Below are 19,145 nucleotides of genomic sequence, written 5' to 3'. Positions count from 1 at the left end.
CACCCCTCCCCGTCCGGAGCCGGAGCCTCTTTGAGAAATACCCCGTAGGGGTATAGCGTGGAGGTCGTGGAGGCCCCTCCTGGACCTCCCCGGCCCACCCGCCTCACCGAGGAGCAACGAGATGACCGTCCACACCGACACCCCGGGAACCGTCACCGCCGTCTACAAGGTGAGCGGCATGAGCTGCGGCCACTGCGAGGGCGCCGTCTCCGGTGAGATCTCCCAGCTCGCCGGGGTCAGCTCGGTGACGGCCGTGGCCGCCTCCGGCGAGGTGACCGTCGTCTCCGCCGCCGCGCTGGAGGACGAGGCCGTGCGCGCCGCCGTCGACGAGGCCGGCTTCGAGCTGGTCGGCCGCGCCTGACCGCGCCCCGCCCGGCGCCCCGCACCACCCCCTTCCGGCACCGGGCCGCACGGCAGACGGACCCCGCACCGCCGGCCCCCCGGCCGACCGCACCGCCGACCCCTGGTCGACCGCGCCGTCGGCTCCCCGGCGGAGCCCACCGTCAGCCCCCTGCGGCCCGCCCGGCGCCCGTTCCCGCCACCGGAGTCCTGGAGTACCGACATGTCCAGCACCACCTCGGCACCGATAGCCACCGGGGCCCGTGAGACCGAGCTGATCATCGGCGGGATGACCTGCGCCGCCTGCGCCGCCCGCGTCGAGAAGAAGCTCAACCGCATGGCGGGCGTCACCGCCACGGTCAACTACGCGACCGAGAAGGCCAAGGTCAGCCACCCCGCCGACGTCGACGTCGCCGACCTGGTCGCGACGGTCGTACGGACCGGCTACACCGCCGAGGAACCCGCGCTGCCCGCCCCGGCGGACACCGGGGACGGCGGCAGCGCCCCGGACCCCGAGCTGTCGGCGCTGCGGCACCGGCTGCTGGTCTCCTTGTTCCTCGCGGTGCCGGTCGTCGCGATGGCGATGGCCCCGGCGCTCCAGTTCGACAACTGGCAGTGGCTGTCACTGACCCTCGCCGCGCCCGTCGTGGTCTGGGGCGGCCTGCCCTTCCACCGGTCGGCGTGGACGAACCTGCGGCACGGCGCGTCCACCATGGACACCCTCGTGTCGGTGGGGACGCTGGCGGCGTTCGGCTGGTCGCTGTGGGCGCTGTTCCTCGGCGACGCGGGCATGCCCGGCATGCGCCACCCCTTCGAGCTGACCGTGGAGCGCGGGAACGGCACCTCGGCCATCTACCTGGAGGTCGCGGCGGGCGTCACCGTCTTCCTCCTCCTCGGCCGCTACCTGGAGGCACGCGCCAAGCGCCGCGCCGGGGCCGCCCTGCGCGCCCTCATGGAGCTGGGCGCGAAGGAGGTCTCCGTCCTGCGGGACGGGCGCGAGACACGGATTCCGGTGGACCGGCTCGCGGTCGGGGACCGGTTCGTCGTACGGCCCGGCGAGAAGCTGGCCACGGACGGCACGGTCGTCGAGGGCGCCTCCGCCGTCGACGTGTCGATGCTGACGGGCGAGTCGGTGCCCGTGGACGTCGGTCCCGGCGACCCGGTCACCGGGGCCACCGTGAACGCGGGCGGACGCCTCGTCGTCGAGGCCACCCGCGTCGGCGCCGACACCCGGCTCGCCCGCATGGCCCGCCTCGTCGAGGACGCCCAGAACGGCAAGGCGGGCGTCGAGCGCCTCGCCGACCGGGTGGCGGGCGTCTTCGTGCCCGTCGTCCTGCTGATCGCCGCCGCCACCTTCGGCGCCTGGCTCGGCCTCACCGGCGACACCGTCGCCGCCTTCACCGCCGCCGTCGCCGTGCTGATCATCGCCTGCCCGTGCGCCCTGGGCCTCGCCACCCCCACCGCGCTCCTCGTCGGCACCGGCCGCGGCGCCCAGCTCGGCATCCTGATCAAGGGCCCGGAGGTGCTGGAGAACACCCGCCGCGCCGACACCGTCCTCCTCGACAAGACCGGCACCCTCACCACCGGCCGCATGACCCTCCAGGACGTGTACGCCGCCGAGGGCACCGACGAGCAGGAGCTGCTGCGGCTCGCCGGGGCCCTGGAGGACGCCTCCGAGCACCCCGTCGCCCGCGCCGTCGCCACCGCGGCCCGCGACCGCACGGGCGGCGCCCTGCCCGCCGTCGAGGACTTCAGCAACCTGCCCGGCCAGGGCGTCCGCGGCCGCGTGGACGGACACGCGGTCGCCGCGGGGCGGCTCCCCGAGCACGCCGACGCGCAGTTGCCCGCCGCCCTGCGGCAGGCACGCGACGACGCCGAGCGGCAGGGGCGCACCGCCGTCGTCGTCAGCTGGGACGGGGCGCCGCGCGGTGTCCTCGGCGTCGCCGACACCCCACACCCCACCAGCGCCCAGGCCGTCCGCGACCTGCGCGCCCTCGGCCTCACCCCCGTGCTGCTCACCGGCGACAACGCCACGGTCGCCCACGCGGTCGCCGCCGAGGTCGGCATCGACGACGTCATCGCCGGGGTGCTGCCCGAGGGCAAGGTCGACGCCGTGCGCCGCCTCCAGGAACAGGGCCGCACCGTCGCCATGGTCGGTGACGGCGTCAACGACGCCGCGGCCCTCGCCACCGCCGACCTCGGCCTCGCCATGGGCACGGGGACGGACGCGGCGATCGAGGCCGCCGACCTCACCCTCGTCCGCGGCGACCTGCGGGTGGCGGCGGACGCCATCCGGCTCGCCCGCCGCACCCTCGGCACCATCAAGGGGAACCTCGTCTGGGCCTTCGGCTACAACGTGGCCGCGCTCCCCCTGGCCGCCGCCGGACTCCTCAACCCGATGCTCGCCGGTGCCGCGATGGCCTTTTCGTCGGTGTTCGTGGTGACGAACAGTCTGCGACTGCGGACGTTCCGCTGAACTCAGGACAAAAGAACCGGAAGTTACTGGCGATTAGGTCCAAGTCGAGACCCCAGGCCCCCTGGAGTCAGGCGCGAGCCTCACATAAGCTCTTCACAAGGCTCGCGCATCATCCTTACGCCGGGCCACCGATTGCTGCAATCGGGCTCTTGCGCATGTAACGGGACATATGCAGGAGACACAGATCACAGTGTCGGGAACGTAACCATCGAAGGGGTTCGACGGTCTAAGTTGACGATGTCAGGAAGCGTCTTGGGGGGCGCGGACTGGCATCTGGAGATGTCTTGGGGGACTTCTCCAGAGATGCGTTGCCGGGGCACGTACACCGGGAAGCTTTGAGCGGCCCTCCCAGCGTGCGCGTCCCGGCAGATCGCACACCGCAGGAAATGCGGCACCGCAGGATGAGCGGTACCGCACGAGCAGCACAACCGCATATCGGCATCAGCGAATTCAGGCGCTGTGTCCTCACAGACGCCCGGCCGGATCCCGTGGGGGGAATCCGCACCGGGACATGGGAAGGCGCCCTGGTCGTCGGCCCGTGGGGGGACCGACGCACCAGGGCGCCTTCTTCATGCCGTAAAACAAGTCGTGAACATCCGCACCGCGCCGTTCACGCGCAGCCGCGCCTCCGTGCCTTCGCACCCGCGTACCGTCGCGCCCCTCAGGCCTCCACCTCCGCCCCGCCCCACCCCGCCCGGGAGACGACTGCGGGGGCCGTCCTCCCTGCGGGGAGGCCGACCCCCGGTGCGACGGGTCAGGCGGTGGTGAGCGGCGTCAGCGCTGCTCGACCGGGACGAAGTCGCGCTCGACGATGCCCGTGTAGATCTGGCGCGGGCGGCCGATGCGGGAGCCGGGCTCCTTGATCATCTCGTGCCACTGGGCGATCCAGCCCGGCAGCCGGCCGAGGGCGAAGAGGACCGTGAACATCTCGGTCGGGAAGCCCATCGCGCGGTAGATCAGGCCGGTGTAGAAGTCGACGTTCGGGTAGAGGTTGCGCGAGACGAAGTACTCGTCGGAGAGCGCGTGCTCCTCCAGCTTGAGCGCGATGTCCAGCAGCTCGTCGGACTTGCCGAGCGCGGAGAGGACGTCGTGCGCGGCGGCCTTGATGATCTTGGCGCGCGGGTCGAAGGACTTGTACACCCGGTGGCCGAAGCCCATCAGGCGGACGCCGTCCTCCTTGTTCTTCACCTTGCGGATGAAGGAGTCGACGTCGCCGCCGCCCGCCTGGATGCCCTCCAGCATCTCCAGGACGGACTGGTTGGCGCCGCCGTGCAGCGGGCCCCAGAGGGCGTTGATGCCGGCCGAGATCGAGGCGAACATGTTCGCCTGCGAGGAGCCGACCAGGCGGACCGTCGAGGTCGAACAGTTCTGCTCGTGGTCCGCGTGCAGGATGAGCAGCTTGTCGAGCGCGGAGACGACGACCGGGTCCAGCTCGTACTCCTGCGCGGGGACCGAGAAGGTCATGCGGAGGAAGTTCTCCACGTAGCCCAGGTCGTTGCGCGGGTAGACGAACGGGTGGCCGATCGACTTCTTGTACGCGTACGCCGCGATCGTCGGGAGCTTCGCGAGCAGGCGGATGGTGGAGAGGTTGCGCTGCTTCTCGTCGAACGGGTTGTGGCTGTCCTGGTAGAACGTCGACAGCGCCGAGACGACCGACGACAGCATCGCCATCGGGTGGGCGTCGCGCGGGAAGCCCTTGTAGAAGTTCTTGACGTCCTCGTGGAGCAGGGTGTGCTGCGTGATGTCGTTCTTGAAGACGCTCAGCTCGTCGACGGTGGGAAGTTCACCGTTGATGAGCAGGTAGGCGACCTCCAGGAAGGTCGACCGCTCCGCGAGCTGCTCGATCGGGTAGCCCCGGTAGCGCAGGATGCCCTGCTCGCCGTCGAGGTAGGTGATCGCGGATTTGTAGGCGGCGGTGTTGCCGTATCCGCTGTCCAGGGTCACGAGTCCGGTCTGCGCGCGGAGCTTGCCGATGTCGAAGCCCTCGTCACCGACGGTGCTGTCGATCACCGGGTAGGTGTACTCGCCGTCGCCGTACCGCAGTACTACAGAGTTGTCGCTCACGTCATCCCTCACCGACGTTGTGCCTCTTCTTCGAGGTTGCCCTGACTGTCTCTACCATCCCCCATTTGGCGCAGGAGAGTGCACTCGGGGTCGGCCATTGGGCGTATTGGCGGCACTGAGTGCCGCCAACTAGCTCATCCTGCCGCCTTCGTCGGGCTTCCGGTAGTGCTCTGTGACCTTTCCGACTCGTTTGATCGATCATTTTTTACAAGACGCCCGCAACGGCCTACGGCCGCCATGACAGAAGGTGAGGTCAGGGGGTCGGGTCGCCGGAGAGGCGGAAGGCGAGAGCCGTGCAGCGGCGGCCCGCGGACACCGTACGGACGGCCTGGCCGATGGCCTTGCGTGAGCCGACGAGGACGACGAGCTGTTTTGCGCGCGTGACGGCCGTATACAAAAGATTCCGTTGCAGCATCATCCATGCACCCGTGGTGACGGGGATCACGACGGCGGGATATTCACTTCCCTGTGAACGGTGGATGGTCACCGCGTACGCGTGGGCCAGCTCGTCGAGTTCGTCGAAGTCGTACGGCACCTCCTCGTCCTCGTCGGTCCGCACGGTGAGGCGCTGGTCGACCGGGTCGAGGGCGGTGACCACGCCGACCGTGCCGTTGAAGACGCCGTTCTCGCCCTTGTCGTAGTTGTTGCGGATCTGGGTGACCTTGTCGCCGACGCGGAAGACCCGGCCGCCGAACCGCTTCTCCGGGACGTCCGGGCGGGCCGGGGTGACCGCCTGCTGGAGCAGGCCGTTGAGCGTGCCCGCGCCCGCCGGGCCGCGGTGCATCGGGGCGAGGACCTGCACGTCGCGGCGCGGGTCGAGGCCGAAGCGGGCCGGGATGCGGCGGGCCACCACGTCCACGGTGAGCCGCCCGGCCTCCTCGGTGTCGTCCTCGACGAAGAGGAAGAAGTCCTTCATGCCGTCGGTGAGCGGGTGCTGCCCGGCGTTGATGCGGTGCGCGTTGGTGACCACCCCGGACTGCTGGGCCTGGCGGAACACCTTGGTGAGGCGGACGGCGGGGACCGGGCCGCCCTCGGCGAGCAGGTCGCGCAGCACCTCGCCCGCGCCGACGCTCGGCAACTGGTCGACGTCGCCCACGAAGAGCAGGTGCGCGCCCGGCGGGACCGCCTTCACCAGCTTGTTGGCGAGCAGCAGGTCCAGCATCGACGCCTCGTCCACCACGACCAGGTCGGCGTCGAGCGGGCGGTCGCGGTCGTACGCGGCGTCGCCGCCGGGGCGCAGCTCCAGCAGGCGGTGCACGGTGGACGCCTCGGCGCCGGTCAGCTCGGCGAGCCGCTTGGCGGCGCGGCCGGTCGGGGCGGCCAGGACGACCTTCGCCCGGCGGGCGCGGGCCAGTTCGACCACCGAGCGGACGGTGAACGACTTGCCGCAGCCGGGGCCGCCGGTGAGCACGGCGACCTTCTCGGTGAGCGCGAGCCGCACCGCGGCCTCCTGCTCGGGCGCGAGCTGCGCGCCGGTACGGCCGCGCAGCCAGCTCAGCGCCTTGTCCCAGGCGACGTCCCGGAAGCCCGGCATACGGTCCTCGCCGGTGCGCAGGAGACGCAACAGCTGGGCGGAGAGGGAGAGTTCGGCGCGGTGGAAGGGGACCAGGTAGACGGCCGTGACGGGGTCGCCGCCGTCGGCGCCGGGCACCTTCTCCCGGACCACGCCCGGATCGCCGCCGTCCTCGGGGACGCGGGACAGCTCGGCCAGGCACTCGATGACCAGCCCGGTGTCGACCTGGAGGAGTTTGACCGCGTCGGCGATCAGGCGTTCCTCGGGGAGGTAGCAGTGACCCTGGTCGGAGGACTGGGACAGGGCGTACTGGAGGCCCGCCTTGACGCGTTCGGGGCTGTCGTGCGGGATGCCGACGGAGCGGGCGATCTTGTCGGCGGTGAGGAAGCCGATGCCCCACACGTCGGCGGCGAGGCGGTAGGGCTCCCGCTGGACGACGGAGATGGAGGAGTCGCCGTACTTCTTGTAGATGCGGACCGCGATGGAGGTGGAGACCTCGACGGTCTGGAGGAAGAGCATGACCTCCTTGATGGACTTCTGTTCCTCCCAGGCGTCCGCGATCTTCTTCGTGCGTTTGGGGCCGAGGCCGGGGACCTCGACGAGCCGCTTCGGCTCCTCCTCGATGATCCGCAGGGTGTCCAGGCCGAAGTGCTGGGTGATGCGGTCGGCGAAGACCGGGCCGATGCCCTTGACCAGGCCGGAGCCGAGGTAGCGGCGCATGCCCTGGAGGGTGGCGGGCAGGACGGTGGTGTAGTTCTCGCAGTGGAACTGCTTGCCGTACTGCGGGTGCGAGCCCCAGCGGCCCTCCATCCGCAGCGACTCCCCCACCTGCGCGCCGAGCAACGCGCCCACCACGGTGAGGAGATCGCCCGCGCCGCGGCCGGTGTCGACCCGCGCGACCGTGTACCCGGTCTCCTCGTTGGCGTACGTGATCCGCTCCAGCACCCCTTCGAGGACCGCGAACCGGGGCCCGTCGGCGCCCGGAGCGGCGGGCTGCGTACGCGCGGGGGCGGTGCCGGGCTGGTGGGGCATGGCTAGACCGTACCGGTGAGGGGTGACAGGGGTGGGGGTGACCGTGGAGAGACGGACGGGAGGGCGGGAGCGGGAGGGTGGGAGCGGCAGCGCGGGTGCGCGGGCCGGGGCGGGGCGGGTCAGCGGCGGGCGTGGCGGATTCTGAGGCGGCCGAAGCCCATGGTGCCGGAGATCCGGACGACGGGGCCGCCGGGACGGGCGCGGCGGGGCTGCCGGTGCAGCGGGACCTTCCAGACGGTGCGCAGGCCCTCGACGACGACCACCGCGTCGCGGGGGACGACGATCCGGGCGCCGCCGGTGCCGAGGTGGAGTTCGATGTCCACGACCGGGTGGTCGAGGACCGCGCGGGCGAGGTCCAGCCGCACCCGGCCGAAGGCGGACTCGACCTTCAGTCTGCGGGGGACGCGCCAGGGGCCGCGGCGCCGGATCGGCCCCGTCGCGGCGGCGAGGGTGACCGTGGCCCCGGCCTCGGCGGGGTCCGGGGGGAGCGCGGCCAGGGCGGCGGACAGGTCGGCGCCCGTCGGCGCGGTGAGCACCCGGTCGAGCCGCGCGTCGAGTTCGGCGTGCGTGAGGTGCCCGTCGGCGTAGGCGTCCTGGAGGCGGCGCACGGCGGAGTCCTGCTCGGCGTCCGTCGGCGGGGTCGGCCGGGGTACGGGGTGGGGTTCCGGGTGGGCGGTCACCGATTCACCGTACCGGCAGGGCAGTTGCGGGGGCAGGGTGCTGACGCGACCGTCCGGCGCCCGGCCGGTACCGGTTCCGGCCGAACTGCCGTGTACACACGGGTAACAGCGTGTTCACGCCATCCTCGACCGGTGCCGTTCCGTCCCTTGCTTGCGGAGGGAGGGATTCCGTACAGTCCGGACCAGCACTGGGAGCGCTCCCACGACACGATCCCCCACGATCCCCCCACGTCGCTGGACGAAAGGAACTCCCATGAACGCACCCCTCCGCCGCGCCCGCCGGCTGCGGCCCCTGCTCGCCGCCCTGGTGATGACCGCCGGTTCCGTCACCGCCGTCACGGCCCTGAGCGGCGTCGCCAGCGCCGACGCCCAGACCTGCGAGAAGTACGGCTCGGTCACCACGCCCGGCGGCTACGTCGTGCAGAACAACGCCTGGGGCACCGGCGAGGCGCAGTGCGTCAACCAGGTCGGCGACGGCTTCCAGCTCACCCGGGCCGACGGCTCGGTGCCGACGAACGGCGCCCCGAAGTCGTACCCGTCGATCTTCGCGGGCTGTCACTACACCAACTGCTCCCCGGGCACCGCGCTGCCCAAGCGGATCAACTCCCTGGGCAGCGTGCCGAGCCAGATCGAGTACACGTACGTGAGCGGCGCGACGTACAACGCCTCCTACGACATCTGGCTCGACCCCACCCCGAAGAAGGACGGGGTCAACAAGACCGAGATCATGATCTGGCTCAACAAGGTCGGGTCGATCCAGCCCATCGGCGCCAAGACCGGCACCGCCTCCGTGGCGGGCCGGACCTGGGACGTCTGGAAGGGCAGCAACGGCTCCAACGACGTCATCTCCTACGTCGCCCCCTCGGCGATCACCTCGCTGAGCTTCAACGTGAAGGACTTCGTCAACGGCGCGATAGCCAACGGCCTCGCCACCGACGCCTGGTACCTGACCAGCGTCCAGGCCGGGTTCGAGCCGTGGGTCAACGGCGCGGGCCTCGCGGTGAAGAAGTTCTCCGCCACCGTCAACTGACCCGCTTCCCCCGCGCAGTGGCCCCGGTGGGGGTGCCGTCCGGACGGCACCCCCACCGGGGCCGTGCCGGGTGCGGCGCGCCGGGCGCCCCGGACGCGGCACCATGGGACGTCACGTCGGCGGGTGAGGCAGGAGTCCCTTCATGTACGACTACGACCTGCTGGTCGTGGGGTCGGCCAACGCCGACCTGGTCATCGGCGTCGAGCGGCGCCCCGCGGCCGGGGAGACCGTGCTCGGCTCGGACCTGACCGTCCACCCCGGCGGCAAGGGCGCCAACCAGGCCGTCGCCGCGGCCCGGCTGGGCGCCAGGACGGCCCTGCTGGCCCGGATCGGCGACGACGCCCACGGCCGTCTGCTGCTGGACTCGCAGCGGGCGGCGCGCGTCGACACGGTGGGCGTGCTGGTCGGCGGGGCGGCGACCGGGGTCGCGCTGATCACCGTCGACCCGTCGGGCGACAACAGCATCGTCGTCTCGCCCGGTGCCAACGCGCGGCTCGCGCCCGCCGACGTCCGCGCCGCCGCCGGGCTCTTCCACGCCTCGCGGGTGGTGTCGGCGCAGCTGGAGATCCCCCTGGAGACGGTCGTGGAGACCGTACGCTGCCTCGCGCCGGGCAGCCGCTTCGTGCTGAACCCGTCGCCGCCGCGCGCGCTGCCCGCCGAGGTGCTGGCCGCCTGCGACCCGCTGATCGTCAACGAGCACGAGGCCCGCGTGCTGATCGGCGGGGCACCTGCGGGCGACCGGCCCGCCGACTGGGCGGGCATCCTCCTCGCCAAGGGCCCCAAGTCGGTCGTGGTGACGCTGGGTCCGCGGGGCGCGCTGGTGGCCTCGGCGGCGGACGGCGTCGTGGAGGTGCCGCCGGTGCCGGTGGACGCCGTGGACACCACGGGCGCGGGCGACGCCTTCACCGCCGCGCTGGCCTGGCGGCTGGGCGCGGGCGCGTCCCTCACCGGGGCGGCGGCATACGCGGCGCGGGTGGGGGCGGCGGCGGTCACCCGGCGGGGCGCGCAGGCGTCGTTCCCCACGGCGGACGAGGTGGAGGGGCTGCGCAGTACCGGAGACGGGCCGGGGGACGGCGCCGACAGCTCGGGCGGCGGGGACCGCGGCGGCAACTCGGGTGCCCCGTAGCGGCGTTGGCCCCGCCCGTACGCCGTCCTCGCCCGGCCCCGGCGCGGTCCCCGCGGGGGCGGGTGCGGCCCGGGGCGGCCTCGGGGGCGGGCAACTCGGCCTCCTGGCCGTAATGTCTGCTCCGCGCGCCCGGAACCATCACGTGGCGCGACCTGTCTACCAGGGCGTGGAACGACCTACGCCCGGACGCGTGACCGGAGGACGACTGATGACGGTGACCCTGGCGGACGTGGCGGCCCGCGCCCAGGTCTCCCCCGCGACGGTGTCGCGCGTGCTGAACGGCAACTACCCGGTCGCCGCGTCCACGCGCGAACGGGTGCTGCGTGCCGTGGACGAACTGGACTACGTGCTCAACGGCCCCGCCAGCGCCCTCGCGGCGGCCACCTCCGACCTGGTCGGCATCCTCGTCAACGACATCGCCGACCCCTTCTTCGGGATCATGGCCAGCGCGATCCAGTCGGAGATAGGCGGGCCCGGCGGGCGGGCCGGCGGGGAACGGCTCGCGGTGGTCTGCAACACCGGCGGCTCCCCGGACCGCGAACTGACCTATCTCACCCTGCTGCAACGGCAGCGGGCCGCGGCCGTCGTGCTCACCGGCGGCGCCGCCGAGGGCGACCCGCGCGCCACGGCCGTCGCCGAGAAGCTGCGCAAGCTCGCCGCGGCGGGCACCCGGGTCGTGCTGTGCGGGCGGCCGCCCGTGCCCGACACCGACGCCGTCGCCCTCGCCTTCGACAACCGGGGCGGCACCCGGCGGCTGACCGAGCACCTCGTCGGACTCGGCCACCGGCGGCTCGGCTACATCGCGGGCCCCCGCGGCAGCACGACGACCCGGCACCGGCTGGAGGGCCACCAGGCGGCCCTGGCCGCGGGCGGTGTGCCCGACGACCCGCGCCGGACGGTCCACGGCCGCTACGACCGGCGCTCCGGCTACGAGGCCACGCTCGAACTGCTCCGCAGGGACGACACGTTGACGGCGATCGTCGCGGCCAACGACTCCGTCGCCCTCGGCGCCTGCTCGGCGCTGCGGGAGTCGGGGCTGCGCATCCCCGAGGACGTGTCGGTCGCGGGCTTCGACGACCTCCCCTCCAGCGTGGACGCGGTGCCCTCCCTCACGACCGTACGGCTGCCGCTCGCGGAGGCCGGTGCCCGCGCTGGCCGCATCGCCATGGGCCGCGAGGAGCCGCCGCCCGGCGGGATCGCGCTCGTGCCGGGGGAGCTGGTGGTGCGGGGGTCCACGGGGGCGGCGCGGGGGTAGGGCCGCCGGGGGCGGGCTTGGCGGTCGGGGGCACGCGGCGTCGGGCGGGTCGCGGTCGGCCCGGGGGCTCGGATCGCGGCCGCGCGGGCGGCTTCCGGCCGGGGCGACGAGTTGCGCGCGGAGCGATGAGTTTCCGGCGGGGTGCCGGTCTTCCTGTCGTCAACCGGGCACCGTCACCGGCTCCGTCGACGGAATCGGTGACGGTATCGGTGACGGCTCGCTCGCCAGGAGCGGGGCCGGAGGAGAGAGGGAACCCCATGCGGATCGTGGTCAGCTCGTTCATCAGCCTCGACGGCGTCGTGCAGGCCCCCGGCGGTGCCGAGGAGGACACCGACGGCGGCTTCGCGCACGGCGGCTGGACGCACGCCTGGTTCGACCCCGAGGTGGTCGGCGGCGCCTTCGACGCGGCGCTGCGGGGCGCCGACGCGCTGCTGTTCGGGCGGCGGACCTGGCAGGCGATGGCCGGGGCGTGGCCGGAGCGGGCCGGGGACCCCTTCGCGGACCGCATGAACTCGATCCGCAAGTACGTGGTCTCCGACACCCTCACCGAGACCGGCCTCACCTGGGACAACTCCCGGCTACTCCCCGCCGGCGGCGACCTGGACCGGGTCCGCGCGCTGCGGGACGGCGACGGCGGCACCCTGCTGGTCATGGGCAGCCCCTCCCTCGTCCGGGGGCTGCTGAGCGCGGGGCTGGTGGACGAAATGGTGCTGATGCGGATGCCCGTGGTGCTGGGCGGAGGCAAGTCGCTCTTCCCCACCGACGGCGGGCTGCGCCGCTTCGAACTGGTCTCCGCGACGGCCGCCAAGACGGGCGCCGAGGTGTGCGTGTACCGCGCGGCGGCCGAGCCCGCGTGAGCGCGTGCCGCGGTGGGCCGCCGCCGGGCGCTCTGGTCGTGGAGCGGGCGGGTCGCGCGTAGGGTCCAGAGGTATGAAGCTCGCCTTCTCCGCCCTCGGGGTGCCGGACCTGCCGGTCCCGGAGGTGCTGCGGCTCGCGTCCACCCACGGCTACCACGGCGTGGAACTCCGCGCCGACGAGCCCGTACGCCCCGAGGGCCCCGGCCGCCCCGGACCCGGCCCCGCCGAACGCGCCGACCTCGCCGCCCGGTCCTCGGCGGCCGGAGTCGAGGTCCTGGGGCTCGCGGCGGCCACGGAGGTGGCCGCGCCGGGCAGCGACGAGGCCGTGATCGGGGCGATCCGCGCGCTCACCGCGCAGGCCGCCGCGCTCGGCGCCCCCTTCCTCCGGGTCCTCCCCGGAGGCCTTCCCGGTACGCCGGGCGCGGAGGACGCCGTGGTCCGGCGCCTCACCGCCGTCGCCCCGCACGCGGCCGGGCTCGGCGTACGCGTCCTGCTGGAGACCCACGGCGGTCACGGCACGGGCGCCGCCGTGGCCCGCGTGCTCGACCGCGTCGGGCATCCGGGCGCGGGCGCCGTGTGGGACGTACGGCGGACCTGGCTCGACGGGGAGCAGCCGCACGCCTCCTGCGCCGCGCTCGCCCCGCACCTCGGCTACGTCCGCGTCGGCGACTTCGCCTCGGCCGAGGACCGGGCCCCGCTGGCGCTCGGCGCGGGGGTGCTGCCGCTCACCGAGTGCGTGGAGGTCCTGTCCCGGCGCGGGTGGGAAGGCTGGCTGTGCTGGACGTACGAGGGCCCGCGGCCCACGACCGACACGGCGCCCGCCGCCGCGGGAACCGTCCCGTCCGTCCCGGAACCGCTGCCCGGCCTGCTGGGCGCGGGGCGCGACCACCTGGCCCGGCTGCTGAACGAGTCGGCGTGAGGGCTGTGCGGGTGAGCGGGCGGATCTCGTAGAGGCCGGACCTGGCCGCGGCCGGGGCGTAAACCGGTGGTCGTCGCGGCGGGTGACGGGTTAGCCTCCGCGCCGTGAGACCGCAGCCCGCGGCGCGCGCCACCGCCGCCCTCCCGTCATGAGCCGGTCTCCGCGGACCCCGTTCTCCCGGCTTGTCCCCCCGTCCTCGCGCGCTCGGTTCTCGCGGACCCTCCTCGACGTGCGCCCCGTACGGACCTCCCCGGTCTACCGGCGGCTGCTGATCGGCCGTACCGTCTCCACGCTCGGCGCGTTCATGACCATGGTCACCGTGATGTACCAGGTGTGGGACACCACCCACAGCTCGGTGTGGAGCGGGGCCGTGGGCCTGGCGCAGGCGGTGCCGCTGGTCGGGGTCGGGCTGTTCGCCGGGGCGTGGGTCGACCGGGCCGACCGGCGCCGGGTCTACCTCCTCGCCACCGTCGGCCAGGCCGTCTGTTCCCTGCTGCTGGCCGTGCAGGGCTTCGCGGGACCGCTGCCCGTGCTGCCGGTCCTCGCGCTGGTCGCGGCCCAGTCGGCGTGCGCGGCGGTCGCGGCCCCCGCGGCGGGGGTGTTCGTGCCGCGGCTGCTGCCGAAGGACCAGGTGGCCGCCGGGCTCGCTCTGAACCAGGTCAGCGGGCAGACGATGATGCTGCTCGGCCCGGCCGTCGCCGGACTGGTGCTCGGGGTGTGGGGCGTCGGCGTCTGCTACCTCCTAGACGCCGTCAGTTTCGCCGTTGCCTTCTACGGCGCCTTCGGGCTGCCCCCGCTGCCGCCGGAGGGCGAGGCGTCGCGGCCGGGGCTGCGCGGTGTGGCGGACGGGCTGCGGTTCCTCACCGGGCACCGGGTGGTGCGCGGGGCGCTGGTGACGGATCTGGCCGCGACCGTGCTGGCGATGCCGGTCGGGCTGTTCCCCCTGGTCAACGAGGAGCGGTTCGGCGGTGACCCGCGCACCCTGGGCCTGTTCCTGTCGGCGCTCGCGGTGGGCGGGGTGACGGCGACCGCGTTCTCGGGGCCGGTGACGCGGCTGGCGCGGCCGGGGCCGGTGATGCTGTGCGCGTCCGGCGGCTGGGGCGTCTCCCTCGCCCTCTTCGGGCTGAGCACCCACGCCTGGGCCGGGCTCGGGGCGCTGGTGGTGGCCGGGGCGGCGGACGCGGTGGCGGTGCTGTCGCGGACGACGATCGTGCAGACCCGTACGCCGGACGCGCTGCTGGGCCGGGTCACGGCCGCCGAGACGGTCGTCGGCCAGGCGGGCCCTCACCTCGGCAACCTCCGCGCGGGCGTCACCGCGGGCTGGACATCCGGCGCCACCGCCCTCGTCCTGGGCGGCCTGCTGTGCCTCGCCGCGGTCGCCACGGTGGCGGGTCGGACGCCGGAGCTGCGGGGCGGGGGCGGAGACGGGGGCGCGGAGGGGGTTCCGGCGGCGCGGGGGGCGGGCGGGGCGGGCGGCTTCCCGGCGGACGGTGTACCGGGGGCCGTGAAGGCCCCTGCGGCAGGCGACCGCGCCCGCGACCTCACGCGATCAGATCGGCGTACAGGATGATGTTGTCGGGGCGATGACCGTCGACCAGGTCGCCGCCGCAGGTGATCAGACGGAGTTCGGGGCGGGACGTGTCGCCGTAGACCTTCCGGGTCGGGAAGGCGCCCTTGCCGACCTGCTCGATCTCGCGGATCCGGAAGTCGGCGGTGGTGCCGTCGGCGCGGGTGACGCTGATGGTGTCCTCCGCCCCGATACGCGCGACGTCCCGGAGGACGGCCGGGCCGTCGGCGGTGTCGAAGTGGCCGACCAGGACGGCGGGCCCGGTCTCACCGGGGGTCACGCCCTTGTCGTACCAGCCGATGCGGTCCGCCTGTTCGACCGGGGGCACCTCGATCGTGCCGTCCGGGGCGAGCCCGAGGGCCAGCACGCCCCCGGCGTCGACTCCCGCGGCGGGAATCCGTACCCGCACCGGCCTGGACCGGGGCATCGGGCGGGACGCTGTCGCCGAGGGGACGGGGGCGGCGGTCGTGGGGCGCACGTGCGCCTGCGGGGCGGGCTGCCGCGCCCCGTCCGCGTCGCCGCAGCCGAGCAGGGCGGCTCCGGCGACGAGGGTGAACAGCGCGGCGGCGGTACGGCGAGGCGGCATGGATCTCCCCGGGGGAGGGACGGACAGGCGGGACGGGCGACGGGAGCGGACGAACGGGTACGGCCGGCCGGCGAGACGCCACCGGCCGGCCGTACCGTGGGTGTTCCGTGGGTCAGCGGGTGCGGCGACGGACGACGACGGTGAACGCCAGACCCGCGGCGGCGAGCGCCGCGGCACCCGCCGTCGCGGCGGCGAACACCGTGCCGTCCTCGCCGCCCGCTGTCAGTTCGGCACCGGCGGCCACCCCGCCCTGGGGCACCACGGTGGTCTGGGCCGTCGTGACCGTGGAGGTGCCCGTCCGCGAGGACGTGCCCGTCTTCGCCGGAGCGGACGGCTCCGTGCCGGTCCGCGTCCCGGTGCCGCTCTCGTCGGTGTCGCCGCCGTTGCCCGCGAAGACGGCGGGGCCCTGCTTCGCGGCGCCGAGGATGTGGTTGCTGAAGGAGCCGTCGGGGTTCACCACGACGAGGGTGACGTCGTCCTGGCCGACCGCCGAGCGGTTGTCCCGGGCCCAGACGGTGCCGATCGAGGCGCCGTCCCGGAAGGCCTCCAGGCCGTACACGCCGTTCTCGCGCACCAGCTTCACCAGCTTGCCGTTCGGCAGCTTGTACGAGCCGAGCCGGGCGCCGCCGACGGTGCTGCCGGTCCAGTGGTAGGTCTGGCCGCCGGGAGTGAGCACCAGGTAGACGCCGTTGGAGCGGCAGGCGGCGGAGCGGTCCGTGGCCTCCAGGACGCAGACGGTCCGCCCGCCGATGACGTGCTCCGCGCGGTAGCGGCCCGCCTCGGCCCGGTACACCTTCAGGAGCGAGCCGTCGGACAGCTTCTCCGTCCGCAGGAGGGTGCCCTCGCCCGTGCTGCCGCCGTCGTCGACGAGTTCGCTCGTGACCTTCCCGTCGGTGTGGAGGGTGACGCGGACGCCGTCGAAGACCTTGCTGTCCGCCGCGCCGCCGCCGGACGCCGAGCCGGTCTGGAGCTTGCCGAGGACGCGGCGGCCGCCGTCGGTGTGGACGGTGGCGTCGTAGCGTCCGGGGTTCAGCAGGTAGACACGGGCGACGAGACCGCCCTTGAGGGGGTACGTCCCCACCAGGTCGCCCAGGGGGTCGCCGTCCTCGGTCCAGTGCCAGGTCAGGGTGCCGTCCGAGGCGAGGACGACCTGGACCTTCCCGAAGACGCGGTAGTCCTTGACGATCGCGTCGGAGCCGCTGGTCACGTGCAGCACGCCGAGCAGGGTGGTGCCCCGCGAGATCGCGGCGGTGTAGGTGTGCTCGCCCTGCTGGTGGATCGCTCCGGTCAGCCCGTCACCGAGCGTCTTCGTCTCGACCAGCTTCCCCGCGCCGTCCGCGGCCGCCGTCCTGCCGTCGGCCGGCGTCGTGCCGTCGGTCGCGAAGGCCTGGGCCGCCGGAGCGAACACCGCGGCGCCGAGGGCGACGGCGGTGAGGGTGGTGCGGAGGAACGAACGACGCATGACGACTCCAGGTCGGATCAGCAAGTGGTGGGGAGAGTCGCATGCCGCCTTCACTGACTCCCCGGGAAGCGGGGCTGGTGGGGCCGGCTGCAGACAAAAACTTAGTGATCTTGTAAGCCGGACTCGTCCGCTCCATGTCACGGTTTCGCGACACGGAGCGGGACAGCCGCGCACGTCAGACGGCACCTCCGCCGTCCCTGGCACCGACGACGGCGCCGCCCGTGACGCCGGCCACCACCGCGGGCGTTCCCCCCGTCCCGCCGGAACCGCCCGCCCGTCGCCCCGGTGCCAGTGACGTCAGTGCCACGCCGCCGACCAGGAGGGCCGCCGCGCACCAGCGGAGGGGGGTGACCGGCTCGGCGAGGAAGAGCGCGGCGGAGGTCATGCCGAAGACGGGGACGAGGAGGGAGAAGGGGGCGACCGTGGAGGCGGGGTGGCGGTGGAGGAGCCAGCCCCAGGCGCCGAAGCCGAAGACCGTGGTGATCCAGGCGACGTAGACGAGGGTGCCCGCGCCCTGCCAGTCGAGGGCGCGCAGGGCCGCGAGGTCGCGGGAGGGGCCCTCGGTGAGGAGGGACAGGGCGAGCAGCGGCAGGACCGGGACCGTGCTGACCCAGACCATGAAGTTGAGGGCGTCGGGCGGGGAGGCCTTGCGGGTCAGGACGTTGGAGGCGCCCCAGCAGGCCGCCGCGGCGATGACCAGCGCGAACGCGCCCAGCGGGCCGGACGCGCCCTCGTCCGCGGCGGCGACCGCGATGCCGCCGAGGGCCACCGCCATCCCCACCAGCCGCAGCCGGGTGGGCCGTTCGCCGAGGACGACGCCCGCGATGCCCGCCGTGAACACCGCCTGGATCTGGAGGACCAGCGAGGACAGCCCGGCGGGCATCCCCGCGTCCATGCCGACGAAGAGCAGCCCGAACTTGGCGACGCCGAGGACCAGTCCGACCGCCACGATCCACTTCCACGCCACCTTGGGGCGGCCCACCAGGAACACCGCGGGCAGCGCCGCCACCAGGAAGCGCAGGGCCGAGAAGAGCAGCGGCGGGAAGTGGCCGAGGCCGATCTCGATGACGGTGAAGTTGACGCCCCAGACGGCGGCGACGAGGACGGCGAGAGCAAGGTGAGCGGGTCGCATGCGTCGAGGATCACCCGCCCGGAACGTGAAGCACCAGCGATGATTGCTGCATGGTTGGATGAAGCTCCGCTAATGGATCGGGTGAGACCGTTCCGCTGTCCCCCTGGGAGGCTTCCGTGCTCGACCTCCAGCGGCTGCGCGCCCTGCACGCCGTCGCCGTCCACGGCACCGTCGGCGCCGCCGCCACCGCGCTCGGGTACACGCCGTCGGCCGTCTCCCAGCAGATCGCCAAGCTGGAGCGCGAGACCCGTACGGTGCTGCTCGAAAGGGAGGGCCGCGGCGTCCGGCTCACCGACGAGGCGCGTCAACTCGTGCGTACGGCGGGTGAGTTGATGGCGATCGTGGAGCGGGCGGAGACGGCGCTGGAGGAGCGGCGCGGGGTGCCCGCGGGGCGGCTGGCGGTCGCCGCGTTCGCCTCCGCCGCGCGCGGCCTGCTGCCGCCCGTCCTCGCCGACCTGGCCCGCCGCCACCCCGCCCTGGACGCCCGGCTCACCGAGGTCGACCCGCACCTGTCGGTGGACCTGGTCGCCAAGGGCGCCGTCGACCTGGCGGTGGCGCACGACTGGGACATCGCGCCGCTGCCCGCCCCGGCGGGCGTCGAGCAGGCGGTCCTCGGCGACGACCTGTGCGACCTGCTGGTCCCGGCGGACCATCCCTTCGCGGGCCGGGACGGCGTGCGGCGGGAGGAGCTGGGCGGCGAGCGGTGGATCTGCCAGCCGCCGGGCCGGGTCTGCCACGACTGGCTCGTACGGACCCTGCGCGCCGCCGGGCACGAGCCGGACCTCGTCCACCAGGCCGAGGAGAACCCGACCCTGGTGGCCCTGGTCGGCGCCGGTCTCGGCGTCGCCCTCATCCCCCGGCTGGGCCGGGGCCCGCTGCCGCCGGGCGTGGTGGAGGTGCCCCTCGACCCGATGCCGGTCCGCCGCCTGTACGCCCTGTGGCGCGGCGGCGCGGCCCGCCGCCCCGCGATCGCCGAGACGGTACGGACCCTGCGGGAGCACTGGCCGCGGGTGGCGGGGACACCGGCGGCCGACGAGACAGCCGAGGCCGCCGAGGGCGTCGGAACCGGAGCGGTGGGGGCGGGCGTCTCCCGGCCGTGACGGCGGT

The 19,145-nt window shown here is 74.0% G+C and carries 15 protein-coding genes; 9 read left to right on the top strand and 6 right to left on the bottom strand.

The annotated features are described in order from the left end of the window. Positions 1-121 precede the first annotated feature (121 nt). Both ACIQPQ_RS00835 and ACIQPQ_RS00830 read left to right on the top strand, forming a co-directional pair. Positions 122-361: a heavy-metal-associated domain-containing protein gene (locus tag ACIQPQ_RS00835; RefSeq protein ID WP_401297986.1), complete on the top strand. Its 240-nt coding sequence runs from the start codon at positions 122-124 to the stop codon at positions 359-361. A gap of 201 nt (positions 362-562) precedes the next feature. After that, positions 563-2,815, top strand: a complete 2,253-nt coding sequence (locus ACIQPQ_RS00830; protein ID WP_401297983.1) for a heavy metal translocating P-type ATPase — start codon at positions 563-565, stop codon at positions 2,813-2,815. Between the two features lie 774 nt (positions 2,816-3,589). Here ACIQPQ_RS00830 and ACIQPQ_RS00825 read toward each other — a convergent pair. The 3 genes from ACIQPQ_RS00825 to ACIQPQ_RS00815 form a co-directional block, all read right to left on the bottom strand. Next, positions 3,590-4,879 carry a citrate synthase gene (locus tag ACIQPQ_RS00825; protein ID WP_383767921.1) on the bottom strand — a complete coding sequence of 430 codons (1,290 nt, stop codon included), beginning with the start codon at positions 4,877-4,879 and terminating at the stop codon, positions 3,590-3,592. A gap of 253 nt (positions 4,880-5,132) precedes the next feature. Continuing rightward, a complete protein-coding gene (locus tag ACIQPQ_RS00820) occupies positions 5,133-7,424 on the bottom strand; it encodes an ATP-dependent RecD-like DNA helicase (RefSeq protein ID WP_401297980.1) in 2,292 nt (763 codons plus the stop codon). A gap of 119 nt (positions 7,425-7,543) precedes the next feature. Next, a complete protein-coding gene (locus tag ACIQPQ_RS00815; RefSeq protein WP_401297977.1) occupies positions 7,544-8,104 on the bottom strand; it encodes a DUF1707 domain-containing protein in 561 nt (186 codons plus the stop codon). Positions 8,105-8,357: 253 nt separating this feature from the next. Here ACIQPQ_RS00815 and ACIQPQ_RS00810 point away from each other — a divergent pair, with 253 nt between their 5' ends. The 6 genes from ACIQPQ_RS00810 to ACIQPQ_RS00785 all read left to right on the top strand — a co-directional run bounded on the left by ACIQPQ_RS00810 (position 8,358) and on the right by ACIQPQ_RS00785 (position 14,861). Next, a complete protein-coding gene (locus tag ACIQPQ_RS00810) occupies positions 8,358-9,134 on the top strand; it encodes a glycoside hydrolase (RefSeq protein ID WP_401297975.1) in 777 nt (258 codons plus the stop codon). A gap of 142 nt (positions 9,135-9,276) precedes the next feature. Then, positions 9,277-10,260, top strand: a complete 984-nt coding sequence (locus ACIQPQ_RS00805) for a ribokinase (protein WP_401297973.1) — start codon at positions 9,277-9,279, stop codon at positions 10,258-10,260. 208 nt (positions 10,261-10,468) lie between these two features. Continuing rightward, positions 10,469-11,515 carry a LacI family DNA-binding transcriptional regulator gene (locus tag ACIQPQ_RS00800; RefSeq protein WP_401297970.1) on the top strand — a complete coding sequence of 349 codons (1,047 nt, stop codon included), beginning with the start codon at positions 10,469-10,471 and terminating at the stop codon, positions 11,513-11,515. Positions 11,516-11,772: 257 nt separating this feature from the next. Beyond that, positions 11,773-12,372 carry a dihydrofolate reductase family protein gene (locus ACIQPQ_RS00795; protein ID WP_401297967.1) on the top strand — a complete coding sequence of 200 codons (600 nt, stop codon included), beginning with the start codon at positions 11,773-11,775 and terminating at the stop codon, positions 12,370-12,372. Between the two features lie 73 nt (positions 12,373-12,445). After that, positions 12,446-13,291 (top strand): sugar phosphate isomerase/epimerase family protein, encoded by an 846-nt coding sequence (locus ACIQPQ_RS00790; RefSeq protein ID WP_401297965.1) that lies wholly within the window; start codon positions 12,446-12,448, stop codon positions 13,289-13,291. A gap of 229 nt (positions 13,292-13,520) precedes the next feature. Then, positions 13,521-14,861 carry an MFS transporter gene (locus ACIQPQ_RS00785; protein ID WP_401297963.1) on the top strand — a complete coding sequence of 447 codons (1,341 nt, stop codon included), beginning with the start codon at positions 13,521-13,523 and terminating at the stop codon, positions 14,859-14,861. Here ACIQPQ_RS00785 and ACIQPQ_RS00780 read toward each other — a convergent pair. The 3 genes from ACIQPQ_RS00780 to ACIQPQ_RS00770 all read right to left on the bottom strand — a co-directional run bounded on the left by ACIQPQ_RS00780 (position 14,833) and on the right by ACIQPQ_RS00770 (position 18,038). Next, on the bottom strand, positions 14,833-15,444 hold the full coding sequence (locus ACIQPQ_RS00780; protein ID WP_401297961.1) for a class F sortase: 612 nt from the start codon (positions 15,442-15,444) through the stop codon (positions 14,833-14,835). The two genes, ACIQPQ_RS00785 and ACIQPQ_RS00780, sit on opposite strands and share 29 nt — an antisense overlap. Before the next feature lie 112 nt (positions 15,445-15,556). Next, complete coding sequence (locus ACIQPQ_RS00775) at positions 15,557-16,906, bottom strand: hypothetical protein (RefSeq protein ID WP_401297958.1); 1,350 nt, start codon at positions 16,904-16,906, stop codon at positions 15,557-15,559. Positions 16,907-17,081: 175 nt separating this feature from the next. Next, entirely contained in the window at positions 17,082-18,038 is a 957-nt protein-coding gene (locus tag ACIQPQ_RS00770; RefSeq protein WP_401297956.1) for an EamA family transporter, read from the bottom strand. 116 nt (positions 18,039-18,154) lie between these two features. On the opposite strand from ACIQPQ_RS00770, the gene ACIQPQ_RS00765 reads away from it, so the two are divergent. Beyond that, positions 18,155-19,138 carry a LysR substrate-binding domain-containing protein gene (locus ACIQPQ_RS00765; RefSeq protein ID WP_401297953.1) on the top strand — a complete coding sequence of 328 codons (984 nt, stop codon included), beginning with the start codon at positions 18,155-18,157 and terminating at the stop codon, positions 19,136-19,138. Positions 19,139-19,145 lie beyond the last annotated feature (7 nt).

Source organism: Streptomyces sp. NPDC091281 (assembly GCF_044757425.1).
Classification (GTDB): Bacteria; Actinomycetota; Actinomycetes; order Streptomycetales; family Streptomycetaceae; genus Streptomyces.
This window is presented reverse-complemented; position numbering and strand designations above follow the sequence as displayed.